At 69.6% G+C, this 13,363-nt stretch carries 15 protein-coding genes; 9 read left to right on the forward strand and 6 right to left on the reverse strand.

Features of this window, described 5'->3' with window-relative positions:
* Positions 1–117: 117 nt before the first annotated feature.
* On the forward strand, positions 118–450 hold the full coding sequence (locus MKL11_RS27340) for a DUF6285 domain-containing protein (protein ID WP_243949209.1): 333 nt from the start codon (positions 118–120) through the stop codon (positions 448–450).
* A gap of 4 nt (positions 451–454) precedes the next feature.
* Here the strand turns inward: MKL11_RS27340 and MKL11_RS27345 are convergent, their stop codons facing one another.
* A complete protein-coding gene (locus MKL11_RS27345; protein WP_243949212.1) occupies positions 455–2,107 on the reverse strand; it encodes an AMP-binding protein in 1,653 nt (550 codons plus the stop codon).
* A gap of 270 nt (positions 2,108–2,377) precedes the next feature.
* Here MKL11_RS27345 and MKL11_RS27350 point away from each other — a divergent pair, with 270 nt between their 5' ends.
* The 4 genes from MKL11_RS27350 to MKL11_RS27365 all read left to right on the forward strand — a co-directional run bounded on the left by MKL11_RS27350 (position 2,378) and on the right by MKL11_RS27365 (position 5,126).
* Positions 2,378–2,917 (forward strand): phasin family protein, encoded by a 540-nt coding sequence (locus MKL11_RS27350; RefSeq protein ID WP_243949214.1) that lies wholly within the window; start codon positions 2,378–2,380, stop codon positions 2,915–2,917.
* Positions 2,914–3,858: an alpha/beta fold hydrolase gene (locus MKL11_RS27355; protein WP_243949219.1), complete on the forward strand. Its 945-nt coding sequence runs from the start codon at positions 2,914–2,916 to the stop codon at positions 3,856–3,858. Before MKL11_RS27350 ends, MKL11_RS27355 begins: the two co-directional genes overlap by 4 nt.
* 384 nt (positions 3,859–4,242) lie before the next feature.
* The gene (locus MKL11_RS27360) at positions 4,243–4,695 is read left to right on the forward strand and encodes a helix-turn-helix domain-containing protein (RefSeq protein WP_243949221.1); all 453 of its coding nucleotides are present in this window, start codon (positions 4,243–4,245) and stop codon (positions 4,693–4,695) included.
* Positions 4,696–4,775: 80 nt separating this feature from the next.
* Complete coding sequence (locus MKL11_RS27365) at positions 4,776–5,126, forward strand: cupin domain-containing protein (RefSeq protein WP_243949223.1); 351 nt, start codon at positions 4,776–4,778, stop codon at positions 5,124–5,126.
* Between the two features lie 7 nt (positions 5,127–5,133).
* Here MKL11_RS27365 and rsmD read toward each other — a convergent pair whose 3' ends face one another.
* The 4 genes from rsmD to MKL11_RS27385 all read right to left on the reverse strand — a co-directional run bounded on the left by rsmD (position 5,134) and on the right by MKL11_RS27385 (position 8,105).
* Positions 5,134–5,691, reverse strand: coding sequence for a 16S rRNA (guanine(966)-N(2))-methyltransferase RsmD (rsmD, locus tag MKL11_RS27370; protein WP_243949232.1), 558 nt, complete (start codon positions 5,689–5,691; stop codon positions 5,134–5,136).
* Positions 5,688–7,532, reverse strand: a complete 1,845-nt coding sequence (locus MKL11_RS27375) for a pseudouridine synthase (protein ID WP_243949241.1) — start codon at positions 7,530–7,532, stop codon at positions 5,688–5,690. Before MKL11_RS27375 ends, rsmD begins: the two co-directional genes overlap by 4 nt.
* Positions 7,533–7,662: 130 nt before the next feature.
* A complete protein-coding gene (locus tag MKL11_RS27380) occupies positions 7,663–7,839 on the reverse strand; it encodes a DUF1328 domain-containing protein (protein WP_082643075.1) in 177 nt (58 codons plus the stop codon).
* 74 nt (positions 7,840–7,913) lie between these two features.
* Positions 7,914–8,105 (reverse strand): CsbD family protein, encoded by a 192-nt coding sequence (locus tag MKL11_RS27385; RefSeq protein WP_243949243.1) that lies wholly within the window; start codon positions 8,103–8,105, stop codon positions 7,914–7,916.
* A gap of 149 nt (positions 8,106–8,254) precedes the next feature.
* Between MKL11_RS27385 and MKL11_RS27390 the strand changes: the two genes are divergently transcribed.
* Together MKL11_RS27390 and MKL11_RS27395 are read left to right on the forward strand one after the other, a co-directional pair.
* Complete coding sequence (locus MKL11_RS27390; RefSeq protein WP_409565927.1) at positions 8,255–8,734, forward strand: nucleoside deaminase; 480 nt, start codon at positions 8,255–8,257, stop codon at positions 8,732–8,734.
* A gap of 58 nt (positions 8,735–8,792) precedes the next feature.
* Entirely contained in the window at positions 8,793–9,497 is a 705-nt protein-coding gene (locus tag MKL11_RS27395) for an SDR family NAD(P)-dependent oxidoreductase (protein WP_243949253.1), read from the forward strand.
* 10 nt (positions 9,498–9,507) lie between these two features.
* Here MKL11_RS27395 and MKL11_RS27400 read toward each other — a convergent pair whose 3' ends face one another.
* Positions 9,508–11,280, reverse strand: coding sequence for an outer membrane beta-barrel protein (locus MKL11_RS27400; protein WP_243949256.1), 1,773 nt, complete (start codon positions 11,278–11,280; stop codon positions 9,508–9,510).
* Positions 11,281–11,612: 332 nt separating this feature from the next.
* Here MKL11_RS27400 and MKL11_RS27405 point away from each other — a divergent pair, with 332 nt between their 5' ends.
* Both MKL11_RS27405 and MKL11_RS27410 read left to right on the forward strand, forming a co-directional pair.
* On the forward strand, positions 11,613–12,116 hold the full coding sequence (locus tag MKL11_RS27405) for a MucR family transcriptional regulator (protein WP_243949258.1): 504 nt from the start codon (positions 11,613–11,615) through the stop codon (positions 12,114–12,116).
* Positions 12,117–12,166: 50 nt separating this feature from the next.
* Positions 12,167–13,225, forward strand: a complete 1,059-nt coding sequence (locus MKL11_RS27410; protein ID WP_243949267.1) for a LacI family DNA-binding transcriptional regulator — start codon at positions 12,167–12,169, stop codon at positions 13,223–13,225.
* The last annotated feature ends 138 nt before the right edge of the window (positions 13,226–13,363 follow it).

Raw genomic sequence — 13,363 nt, forward strand, 5'->3', positions numbered from 1 at the left:
CGCCCGCCACGTCTCCGGCCGGGAATTCTCCCTGGAACTGGCGCTGACCGGCCGGATGGTGCCCGAGCTGGAACGCACGATCCTGCGGGCGACCGCCCCGGAGAGCTGGAGTTGAGCATGCAGGACGAACCCTCCGGCGCCGCCCTCCTCGACGCCGCCCGCCGGGCGCTCATCGAGGAGGTCGTGCCCGGCCTCGCCGGCCGGCCACGCTACGTCGCCCTGATGGTCGCCAACGCCATCGGCATCGCCGCCCGCGAGATCGCGCAGGCGGATCGGCTGAGGGAGACCGACGCGCAGCTTTTGGGCAGCGCGGGCGATGACGCGCTGGACGATCTGGTCCGGGCGATCCGAGCCGGCGAGCGTGATGCCGATTCCGGCCTGCACGCCGCCCTGAGTGCCGCCACGGACGCCGCAGCCGACGTCTGGAAGCCATCCAAGCCGGGCGCGTGACGCCTCAGAGCGTCCGGGCCTGCTCGCGCAGGACGAATTTCTGGATCTTGCCCGTCGAGGTCTTGGGCAGGGGGCCGAACACCACTTTCTTGGGCACCTTGAACCGGGCCATCCGCTCCCGGCAGAAATCGATCAGCTCCCGATCGGTCGGGGCTGCCGCGCCCGGCTTCATCTCCACAAACGCGCACGGCCTCTCGCCCCAAGTCGCGTCGGGCCGAGCGACCACGGCGGCCAGCATGACCGCGGGATGGCGCATCAGCACCTCCTCGACCTCCAGGCTGGAGATGTTCTCGCCGCCCGAGATGATGATGTCCTTGGCCCGGTCCTTGATCTCCACGGAGCCGTCGGGGTGCCACACGGCGAGGTCGCCGGTGCGGTACCAGCCGCCGGCCAGCGCCCGCGCCGTGGCGTCGGGATTGCCGAGATAGCCCTTCATCACCGTGTTGCCACGCAGGCAGATCTCGCCGACCGTGAGGCCGTCCTGCGGCACCGGTTGGTCGGTGGCTGTGTCGACTACGACGACGCGCTCCAGGGTGGCGAGCGCCACGCCCTGGCGGGCCATCCGTGCGTAGCGATCCGCGTCCGGCAGGTCCGCCCAGTCGGGCTGCTCCAGGCAGACGGTGGCCGGGCCGTAGCTTTCGGTGGCGCCGTAGAGATGCGTCACCTGGAAGCCGAGCTCTTCCATGGTGCGGATGATCGTCGAGGATGGCGCCGCGCCGCCCACCGCGCAACGCACCCGCTGCCGGAACGGCACGCGGTCCGAAGCCGGTGCGTGGGCGATCATCGAGAGCACGATCGGCGCGCCGCACAGATGGGTCACCCCATGCTCGGCGATCAGCGCAAAGATCGCCGCCGGCTCGACCTTGCGCAGGCAGATCTGGGTCGCGCAGGCGGCGACGCTCGCCCAGGGGTAGGACCAACCGCTGCAATGGAACATCGGCAGCGTCCAAAGATAGGCGCTCTCGGCAGTGAGCCCGAAGGTGACGGCGTTGCCGAGTGCCTGGAGATAGGCGCCGCGATGGCTGTAGACCGCGCCCTTCGGGTCTCCGGTGGTGCCCGAGGTGTAGAGCAGGCAGAGCGATTGCCACTCGTCCGCCGGGCCGGGCCAGGCATAATCCGGGTCGCCCTCGGCGAGCAGGGTCTCGTAGGGGATCGCGCCTGCGATGCCGGTGTCGCCGATCTCCACCACAAGGATCGGCCGCGCCCGGTCGGCGAGCGCCTTGGCGGCCAGCGCTCCGTATTCGGGCTCGACGATCAGTACCCGGGCGCCGCCATGGTCGAGGGAGAACGCGATGGTCGGCGGATCGAGGCGGGTGTTGAGCGGGTTCAGCACTGCGCCGAGCATCGGCACGGCAAAATGCGCCTCGATCATCTCGGCCACGTTCGGGGCCAGGATCGCCACCGTGTCGAGGCGCCCGATCCCGCGCCGGGCCAGCCCGGAGGCGAGGCGGCGGCAACGCCCGTACAGCTCGGCGTAGGTCAGGCGCCGTGCCCCATCGATGACCGCGATCCGCGCCCCGACGGAGGCCGCCGCGCGGGCCAGCAGGCTCGCCGGCGTCAGCGGGACGTAATTGGCCGGATTCGGATCGAGCCCGGTTTCGAACGGATGAGGATCGGATTCGCGGGCGCCCGCGCGGGGCGGATCTGTCTCCGTCATCTCTCGGCCTTCTGATCGGGCGGCTGGCGTGGCGTGCGCTCGGCCAAGAGATGACGTCGCGTCCCTCCGGACTGTCAATCGGCGCGCTGGTTACAGGTGAGGCCAGTCATCACCCTATGGTCTGGCCGCCGAAAGCTGTCGGCGGGACCCAATGCGCCGCGTCGGCAATCTTCTGTCACCGGGCGGCGGTTGACGACGGCCCCGCCCTGGCGGATGCCGGTAGGATTGCCGGTCAAGGCACTCAGGGCGGTCGACGCGCGGGAGAGGCTTGTGAAGAACGACAACCTGCCGATGGTCCCGCCACAGGCCGGACGCGAGACCGCCGAGGGCAGCCTGGCGCGGGTCCGCGAGGCTTACGAACATTTCGCCGAAGCCGGCGAGATGGCGCTCAATGCCTTCGAGACCTCCCTTGCGCAAAGCTTCGACGGCTGGCGCTCGGTGATGGGCTCCAGCCGGGAGACGGCGCATCAGCTCTCCGACAGCAACGTCGCGGGCACACGCAAGATGCGCGAGCAATGGGAGGCCGTCGGGGCGCGGCTCTACAACGCGTTCGAGGACAATGCCGGTCACACCATGGCGGCGATGCGGGAGATCGGGCACCGCATGCTGGTCGCCTCTGACACCAACGTCCGCGCCTCCCTGGACTTCGCCGAACGCCTGACGAAGGCGGCCGACGCCCGCGAGGTGGCGGTGCTGCACGTCACGTTCATGCAGGAGCAGTCGCGCCGGCTCACCGACCAGATGGTCGACCTCCACCAGACCACCAGCCGCCTCGCCCGCGAAGCCGCCGCCCGTACGGAAACCCCGTGACCGCGCTCCCCGCCGAGGGGATCGAGGCCCCCGAAACTGAGGCGATGCCGCGGCTGGACGACCTCAGCCATGCCGACGTGCCGTTCCGGACCGGCCATTTCGCCGCCTACGCGCCGCACGACTTCCATCGCATCGCGTATGTCGAATGGGGCGATCCGGACAGCCCGCACGTTGTGGTCTGCGTGCACGGCCTGAGCCGCCAGGGGCGGGATTTCGACCCGCTGGGCTACAAGTTGGCCAAGATGGGCTACCGGGTGGTTTGCCCGGATCTGCCCGGGCGGGGCTTGAGCGGCTGGCTCAAGGACCCGGAACTCTACGGCCTGCCCCAATACGCCGCCGACATGGCGGCGCTGATCGGGCACCTCCGGGTCAAGGGTAAGATCGACTGGGTCGGCACGTCGCTCGGCGGCCTCACCGGCATGGTTCTGGCGGCTTCGGCCAACACCCCGATCCGCCGCATGGTCATCAACGATGTCGGGCCGTTCCTGCCCTGGGCACCGATCCGCCATATCGGGTCACGGCTGCGCGACGCGCCGCGGCTGCACCACAACCTGGCATCGGGCGAATCGCGCCTCCGGACGGTGCTCGCGGCGTTCGGGCCGCTCACGGACGAGCAGTGGCGCCACATCGCCAAGCACAGCTTCTTTCCCGAGCCCAACGGCGGCTGGCGCCCGCATTACGATCCAGGCATCGGCGACGCCTTCCGGCCCGGCCGGGTCTACAGCGTCAGCATGTGGCGCGACTGGGATGCGATCACCTGCCCGGTCCTGCTGCTGCGCGGCGCGCACTCGGAACTGCTCCTCGCTTCGACCGCCGATGAGATGACCCGCCGCGGGCCGCCAACCGAGCGCGTCGAGATCCCGGATTGCGGCCACGCCCCCGCATTGCTGGACGATGTTCAACTACGCATCGTCACGAATTGGCTCGGCCCCGCCGCCTGATCGGCAAGAGTCCGGGCGGATCGAATCAGGATCGATCCGGAGCCGGACAGTTCTGACGAACCCGAATCATTTGGACGGCAAAAGATCGTGCGAACCCGATCGATGCCGGAAAGTCCCGGCCCGCCGAGCGCGGAGCGCCTAAATTGATCGGCGGTCGATCTGTGTGCCGATCGCCTTGGCGCAATTGTGAAACAGAGGCGGCTGTGCTCGCTCTGCAGGGTCGCGCAAGCGTGACCATTCGTTGCGCACCCGGCTGCACTGTGGCATCAACATGCGTCACGTCTGGACCTTGGCCGCGTGATGTTGCACCTGTTGGTTGTGAACGTCGGTCAGGGTCCGCACGACCACGCCTGCCGCAACCTGAAGAAGTCTGGACTTCCCATCATGTCCAACCCAACCCCCAAGCCGAAGCAGACCACGGCCATCGATCATGGGGTCGGCAGTCGCATCGCGTTCCTGCGTGCGGCCAACGGGCTGAGCCAGTCGGCCCTGGCCAGCGCCCTGGGTGTCAGCTTCCAGCAGGTTCAGAAGTACGAGACCGGCAAGAACCGGGTCGGCGCCGGGCGCCTTCAGGCGATCGCCGAGCGGCTCGGCGTGCCGGTGTCGAGCTTCTTCGAGCCCGAGCCGGAGGCCGCCACCGAGAACGGCCCGGCGCTGCTGCGCGTGGCCGGGGCGGTCGAACTGCTGCGCGCGTACAATCAGATCACCGACGACCAGATGCGCCGGGATGTGATCGCGCTGGTGAAGTCCGCGGCCCGGATCGGCCACGGCACCGGGTCCACCGACATCGCCCCGCAGCGGTCCGCGACCAACGGCGCCGCTGCGCCTTCGGCCTGACTCCTCCGGCAGGGGCCGGTTGACCGGCTCCGCCACGCGGCACACGCCGTCTCGCGAATCGGATTCGGGAGACGCCATCAATGACCGCCCCACGGACGAATCTCTACGCCGATCTCCCTCGCGATGTGCCTGAAGAGGTCGTCACTGTCCTGCACACGGCTCCGGGCCTGCGCATCGAGCGCATCGTCTCGACCGGGCAGGCGAGCCCGCCGGGCTTCCACTACGATCAGCCGCAGACCGAATGGGTGGCCGTGCTGGCGGGGTTTGCCGAGCTGCGTTTCGCCGACGAGGCGGCGCCCCGCATGCTCTCCGCCGGCGACACGGCCCTGATCGAGCCCCATCGCCGTCACCGGATCGAGCGTACCGATTCGCCGACGATCTGGCTCGCGATCCATTTCGGGCCGCAGGTCGGGGCGGACGAAACACCGTGACGTCCGCTCAGCCGGCGAATCGCGCCACTGCCACCGCGGTATCGCCGTAGACGCGCCGCTCCAGCGCGGTAAAATTTTCGGGCCAGGTGAGCTGCACGCTCTCGGCCTCCTCCACCACCGCCAGCGCGCCGGAGGCCAGCCAAGCCCCGTCGGCCGCGCTTGCCAGCGCCAGAGGCGCCAGTCCGCGATTGTAGGGCGGATCGCAGAACACCAGGGAGAACGGCGCCATAGTCCCGGCCGGCCCGAGGCGGGTCGCGTCGCGGCGGAACAGCCGGGTCACGCCCTCGGCGCCGAACGCCTCGATATTCGAGCGGATCACCGCGCGGGCCTCGGCGCCCTCATCGACCAGAAGGGCATAGGCCGCCCCACGCGACAGGGCCTCGAAGCCCAGCGCACCGGTGCCGGCGAACAGGTCGAGGACCCGTGCGCCTTCGACAGGTGCGTCGTAGGCGTGGGTCAGTACGTTGAACAGAGACTCACGAAGCCGGTCCGAAGTCGGCCGGATCGCGTCGGTGCGCGGGGTCGCGAGCTTTCGGCCGCGCCACGCACCGCCGACGATCCTCATCGGGCGCGCGGCGGCCGCCCACCGCCGCCGCCGCCGGGACGCGCACCGCCGGGCTTTCCGCCACCCTTGAAGCCACCGGGACGCCCGCCCGGCTTGGCGCCGGGCCCCTTGCCGGCGAAGCCGCCCGCGCTCTTGCCGGCGAAGCCGCCGGAGCTTTTGCCACCAAAGCCACCCGGCTTACCGCCGGGGCGCCCTCCGCCGCCGGGCTTCGGGCCGCCGAAGGCCGGCTTGCCCCCGGGACCGGAGCGTTCGCCGCGGAAACCGCTCTGGCCGCGCGGCGCGCCCTCGGCCGACCCGCCTCCTAAGGACCGATCGCCACGTCCGGCCGGCCGCGCATCGCGGCGGTCGTCCCGGCGTGCCTCGTCCCGCGGACCGGACGCGCCCCGAGCGGTGTCGCGCGGCCCCGAACGATCACCATACCCTTGGCGGTCGCCCGCACCTCTGTCGCTCCGCGGCGGCGGTCCGCCTCTGTCCCGACCCGCGCGATCCGGACGGCCCGTTGAACTTCGCTGCCCACCCTCCGGTGCGCCACGATCGGCGTAGCGGCGCCGCGGCTTCTCCTCGGCGACCGGCTCGGCCGGGCTCGCGGACAGGCGCTCGACCACGACCCGGCGATCGCCTTTCTGGAACGACCCGACCCGCTCATGGCCACGCTCGGCCGCAGCCGCCTGCGAGGCGCGCGGATCCGCGCCTCGGCGCGGAACACGGGCGGCGCGCGGCTTGCCGTCATCCTCGTCCGCCCGCCACGCGGATTTGCGCGGGCCGGATCCGGCGCCCCCAGTCGAGACCCGGGGTGCCGGCGCAGGCCGGGCAGCGTTGCGGCTGCCGGACGGCGCCGGTGCCCGCTCGGCCTTCTTGGGGCTGCCAAAGGCACCGATCGGCTCGCGCACGGGGCTCTCGAAGTCGACCCCGGCCTGCTCGGCCAGGGCCTTGCCGAGCTGGTCCTTCAGCACGCGCATGCGCACCTCTTCGACCAGGCCGACTTCCAGGTCGCCGAGCTGGAACGGCCCGAACGACAGCCGGATCAGCCGGTTCACAGACAGGCCGAGATGCTCGAGGATGCGCTTGACCTCGCGGTTCTTGCCCTCGCGCAGCCCCAGCGTCAGCCAGAGATTATCGCCCTGAACCCGGTCCAGGGTTGCCTCGACGGGGCCGTATTCCATCCCGTCGATGGTCAAGCCCTTGGCGAGGGTGTCGAGCTGGGCCTGATCGGTGTCGCCGTGGGCGCGCACGCGGTAGCGGCGTAGCCAGCCGGTATCGGGATGGGCGATCACCTTGGCGAGGCCACCATCGTTGGTGAGCAGCAGCAGGCCCTCGGTATTGATGTCGAGCCGGCCGACCGCGACCACCCGGGGCAGGTCCTCGGGCAGGACCTCGAACACCGTCTGGCGGCCTTCCGGGTCGCGGGCCGTGGTGACGAGGCCGCGGGGCTTGTGGAAGATCCACAGGCGGCTGCGCTCGCGCGCCGGCATGCGCTCGCCGTCGATCAGGATCGTGTCGTCGTCGGTAACGTTGCGGGCCGGCGAGGTCAGGGGCTCGCCGTTGACGCTCACGCGGCCGGCCAGGATCATCGCCTCGGCATCGCGCCGTGAAGCGATTCCAGCCCGGGCCATCGCCTTGGCGATGCGCTCGCCCGGCGGGGTCGGGGCGTCGATCTCGGCGGCCTCGGCGGGAGCCGATGGCTGGGGTGGGCTCGAATGGGCCGCGATAGGCGCGCCGTGCGGCTTCGTCTCGGATTCGCTGCCCGCATCCGTGGCAGGCGTCCAGCGCTCGGTGCGCGTGGTCTCGGTGTCCGGCTGGGCTGGAGCCCCCGGAGCGTCGTCTTTCGGCAAGTCACTCATGAGCCGGCCTTACCAGAGCCGGCCCGGACAGGCGAGACGGGTTGAGCCGTAGCAACAGAATATGCGCCGGCCAAACAAAACGGGGCGGTCCAGACAGACCGCCCCGCGTCACACGCCGATCGGCGTGCCGTCAAAGTCTCGGGGATCGCCCGCGCATCACGCCGAACACGGCGGAGATCAGGAACAGGGCGATCGCCACGAAGAAGATGATCTTGGCCGCCTCGACGGCCGTGCCGGCGATGCCGCCGAAGCCCAGGAGCGCCGCTACAAGGGCGACGACGAGAAAGGTGATAGCCCAACCGATCATGGCATCCTCACGACAGTCAGTGGTTCGGGATCGGGATCCGCGGTTTGGGTCCCGATCCGATCAATCCCGAAGGATTAAAGCTTGTCGGTGGCCGACTTCACGGCGCCCTTGGCGTTGCCGACGGTGCTCTGAGCCTTGCCCTTGAGCTCCTGGGCTGCGCCTTCAGCCTTCATCTTGTCGTTGTTGGTCACGTCGCCCAGGCCCTGCTTGGCCTTGCCGAGGGCCTCGTTGGCGGCGCCCTTGATCTTGTCGGTGGTGCTGCTCATGGCGTTTCCTTCCGTCCAATCTCTCGCGGCGACGCCGCAATCGTAATGGCAACGGTGACGATGAAGGGAATGTTCCAGGCATTAACATTGACCTGGGTTTGGTCCCGGCGCCGGTCGGTGCCTGTCCCGGCGATGGGGTGATAAACACCGTGGTGTCCGATCCGATCCAACAGACGGAGCACGAATCGTCGGGGGCGTTCGACCGCGCCTTCGCGGCGGCGCGCGCGGCCGCCGCGGTCGGAGAGGTGCCGGTCGGTGCAGTCGTGGTCCGCAACGGCGTAGTGCTGGCGGTGGCCCATAACTGCCCGCGGGCGCTCCACGACCCGACCGCGCATGCCGAGATCCTAGCGATCCGTGCCGCCTGCGCTGCGATCGGCGACGAGCGGCTGACCGGTTGCGATCTCTACGTCACCCTGGAGCCGTGCCCGATGTGCGCCGGCGCGATCGCGTTCGCCCGGATCCGGCGGCTCTATTACGGCGCGGCCGACCCCAAGGGCGGCGGCGTCGAGCACGGGCCGCGGGTTTTCAACCAGCCGACCTGCCATCACGCGCCGGAGGTCTATGGCGGGTTCCGCGAGACCGAGGCGGCCGAACTTCTGCGGACGTTCTTCGCCGAACGGCGAAGCTGAGGGCTTGAATCCGCGTCGCTGCGCGGCATCCTCATGGGATCGAACGGAGCGTCCGCTTATGACACCGACTTATTCGCGCGCGCTGATCGTCGGCGCAGGCTCCGGCCTCAGCGCCTCGCTCGCCCGGCTCCTGACAGCGGACGGCCTCAAGGTCGGCCTCGCCGCCCGCAAGGTCGAGAAGCTCGCCGCCCTGGCGGCCGAGACCGGGGCGGCCGTCCATGCCTGCGACGCGAGCAGCCCGGGCGAGGTCGAGGCCCTGTTCGCCCGCCTTGAGCCGGCTCTGGGCGGCTCGCCCGATGTCGTGGTCTACAACGCCAGCGGCCGGTTGCGCGGTCCGGTGGTCGATCTCGATCCGGTCGCCGTCGCCCAATCCCTGATGGTGTCCGCCTATGGTGGCTTCCTGGTGGCGCAGGCGGCCGCCCGGCGGATGCTGCCGCACCGGCACGGCGCGATCCTGCTCACGGGCGCCTCGGCGAGCGTGAAAGGGTTCGCCGGCTCGGCGCCCTTCGCCATGGGAAAATTCGCCCTGCGGGGCCTCGGCCAGAGCCTCGCCCGCGAGTTGCATCAGCAGGGAATTCACGTCGCCCACGTGGTGATCGACGGCGCCATCCGGAATCCGGCTCGGGGCGGCGAGCCGCCGGACGCGCCCGACAGCGATCTCGACCCCGACGCGATCGCCCGGGCCTATCGCGACCTGCTGCGCCAGGATCGCAGCGCCTGGACCTCGGAGCTGGAGCTGCGCCCCTGGGTTGAGCGATTTTGACTGTGTCGCCTTAAGGATTGATTCTGAGCCCCAGCAGGAACGTGTTGTCGCGAAAACTTGATCCGGCCGCTGTGCTGTCGATCTGCTGGTAGATGTAGGTGCCGCGCAAGGTGAGCCACCGGGTGAACCGGTAGTCGAGGCGCGCCGTCGCTGAGAAGCCGGTCTCTCGGATGGTGCTGCCTTGGTAATCGTTCTTCAGGAACGAGCCGCCGAGCACGATCGAGAGGTTGCGCAGCAGATCGTGCTGGACCTCCAGGGTCGCAACCTCGGTGAAGATGCCGCTGGAGCCGAGGACCGTGGTCTCGGTCACGCCCGTCGCCGCGGTGAGCCGGACCGTTGTGAGCGGGCTGAGCGACCAGACCAGGGCGGCGTTGACCAGCGGGGCATCGATCGACCGCAGCGACGGATCGACGTAGGTGCGGTGCTGGATGCCGGCCGAGATCTCGCCGGTGATCGAGCGCGCGAGTCCGAAGCTCGCCCCGACCGTCAGGGCGATGCCGTCGGAATCGCGGCGGATGCCGCTGATGTCGCGGCGCAGGTCGTAGACGCGGGTATCGCCCAGCAGGTCCACGAACGGGCTGAGATCCGGGCTGACCTCGTAGGCGGTGCGCAGCTGCAGGCTGTACTGGTTCAGGTTGCGGTCGGCCTGATTGATGATCGTGCCGTCCGAGAGCTGGGCGTTATCGAATTCCGAGCGGTCGACCGAGCCGCGCAGAGTCACCGAGAGCCGATTGAACGTCTCGGTGGCGCCGAGCGAGGCCCCGTAGACAGCCAGCAGCGGCCGGCTCGTCGCGGTGGCGGCCTGCAGGTTCGGGCTCGACGTGCGCTGCGTGTCGACCAGGAAGCGGCCCTCGGCGTCGATATGCAGGTCGCGGTTGGCGTCGATGCGCAGGCGGACGGTGCCGTCCGCGGCGGGCCTGCTGGCGGCCTCGTTCTGCGGCGTCTCGAGGTAGGAGCCGCGCAGCGCGCCTTCAAACGAGCTGGAGGACCAGTCGCTGCGGAAGTCCACGGCGGCCTCGGTGCGCAGAGCAACCGAACCTTTGGCGAGCTGCCGGCTGGTCTGGTCGGGATTCGAGTCGTAGCCGACGCTCTGCGCGAAGCTCGGCAGCACCGTGAAGGTGCCGATCCGGTAGCCGATCGGCGCGTAGGCCGGATCGGTCGGAATCGGGCGCGCGAGGTCGGTGCCGAGGATGAAACCCGGCGTGAGCAGGCCCAGGGCCGGGGTGATCGCGAAGAGCGGCAGGATCGGCCGCGACGCCAGTACCGGCTGCACCGGCACGCCGACCACGGCCTGCTGGACCACCGGGGTGAGGCGAAGCGCCGGGGCCGGCACCTGCGTCACCTCCTGGGTGACCCTGCGAGTCGCGGAGCCGATGCGCCGCGGCGGCGCCGACCGTGAGCGCAGCAGCTCCGACGGCGCCCGATTGTTCGGCGCCGTGGTCGAACCGCCAGTGCGCTGGCCGCTGCCGGTGATGCGGGTGCCGAGCTGCGACAGCCCCGGCTGGCTCTGCGTCGGGATCGGCGGCGAGAGCGGTGACCGCAGGCTGTCTCCCCCGGTCTGCTCGCCGCCGGTCGCACTTCCGGCCGACGACGCGGGGCCATTCTCGCGCGACAGCCCGTCAGGAATGCGCCGCCGCAGGGCCGGGAGACCGTTCGGCGCCGTGTCCTGACCGACCCCGGGATTGTCCGGCTGACCGGTGACCGGGCTGAACGCGTCGAAGCGCTGCGCCGCGGATGGCGACGCCGCTAGAGCGAGCGTCAGGGCGACGAGGGCGAGCCGCATCTCCTGTCGTCCCGGCCGATCAGCGCCCGCCATCCGCACCTGATCTTGGACTCCACCTACGCCCCGCGCGCCAAGAGCCGGGATCGACAGATCACGCCGCCGCCTTTGTGGTCGTCGGTATGGTTAACGTAAGCTAGCCCCCGCAGGGTTAATGCGCCGTCAACGCCGAACCTCCGCAGCTCATGCGGCCCCTGTGCAGTCGCTCTTAAAATTCGCCGTCTCGTAAAAGTAGCGATTGAGCTTTTATCCCAAATCCGGTACCGTCTGTCAGAATTCGATAAAATCCATACGGGATTGATCGATCTGGATAGTTGCAGCGACAGAGGTTCAACGTGAGCGATAGCGCTGAAGCTGAACAGGACGAGCACATTGAGCTCGCGGTCGATATCATCGCGGCGTATGTGTCCAACAATTCGGTGCCCCCATCAGAGCTTCCGGGGCTGATCAGCGGTATTCATGCGGCCCTGAACAGCCTTGCGGCTTCGGGGCCGTCATCGACGACCGTCGTGGAAAAGATGAGCCCGGCGCAGATCCGGAAATCGATTACGCACGATCATCTCATGAGTTTTGAAGACGGCAAGCCGTACAAGACCTTGCGTCGGCACCTGACGCTGCGCGGGCTCAGCCCGGAGGCCTACCGTGAGAAATGGGGCCTGCCGCGGGACTACCCAATGACGGCAGCGAGCTATTCGGCCCAACGGTCGGAGCTGGCCCGCGCCCTCGGCCTCGGTCAGCAGCGCCGCAAGTCCCGCGGCGCGGCGGCGCCAGCCGTTGAGGACGCATCAGCAACGTCCGCGCCTAAGACGCGGGGTCGCAAGAAAGCGCCCGTCGAATAAAGCTGGGCGCCGAATTCATGGATCCCGTTTGACAGGGATCAGTCGCGGGCGTGACACAGCGGAGGGACGTCTCAACGGAAGAGCGTCCGCCGCCGCAACATACGCCGATCATGGTCTCGAAGCGCTATCCGACATCGATCGAGGTCGCCCGCCTCGCCGGGGTCTCACAATCGGCGGTGTCCCGGACCTTCACGCCGGGTGCCAGCGTTTCGGCACGGACGCGCGACAAGGTGCTGGCGGCCGCCGAGACCCTCGGATTCCGACCGAGCCTGATCCCCAAGATGATGTTGACCGACCGGTCCGGCCTCGTGGCCCTGGTAGTCGGTGGCCTGGAGAACGCGTTCTACGCGCGCGTGGTCCAGACCCTTGCCGCGTGCCTGCGTGAGGCCGGCAATCAGATCCTGCTGGTCCCGGTCGATAGCGATTACACCTTGGATGCCGTCGCGGCGCGGCTCGCCCAGTACCGGGTCGACGCGATCGTCAGCGCCCTGGCGGTCCTCTCGCGGGACGCCGCCGAAACGCTCTCGGCCTCCCGCATCCCGGTGGTCTCGTTCAACACCCCGGTGATTGCCGCGTGGGTCGGCTCGGTCGGCTCCGACAACACGCTTGGGGGACGACAGGCTGCCGCACTCCTGCACGCTCGGGGCGTGCGCCACCCCGCCTTCGTCGCCGGCCCGACCGATAGCCCCGCCAGCATGGAGCGCCTGGCCGGGTTTCGCGACGGCTTGCAGGCAGCGGCCCTGCGGGAGCCGCGCGTCGCTGGATCCACCTACACCTATGAGGGCGGGGCCGAGGCAGCGACGTGCCTCTGTGCCGAGGGGCCGGTCGATGGCATCTTCTGCGCCAACGATCTCTGCGCGCTCGGCACGATCGACGCCCTGCGCCGCGCGGGACGGCGCGTCCCCGAAGACGTTCGGGTGATCGGCTACGACGACACCCCGGCGGCGGGCTGGGGTGGCTACGACCTGACCAGCTTCGATCAGGATGTCCCCGCCCTGGTCGAGGCGGCCCTGGCGATGATTGCCCGCATGTCCGCCGAGGACGCGACCGCCGGCGAGCGGGTGCTGATCCCGCCGCGTCTGACCGAGCGCGGCAGCACCCGGGCCTGACCGCCTTCGATCGCCCTACAAACCGGCCTGCTTGCGTGCGGCGCAACGGTGCGTCGCGTTTGCATCGCTATGCAAAAAGCTGTGGTGCGCCATCCTGGCTTATGCTGCGTCGCACAAAGCGGTGCGTGTTGTCCGCTC

The sequence above is a fragment of the Methylobacterium sp. J-077 genome (assembly GCF_022829365.1).
Lineage (GTDB): Bacteria > Pseudomonadota > Alphaproteobacteria > Rhizobiales > Beijerinckiaceae > Methylobacterium.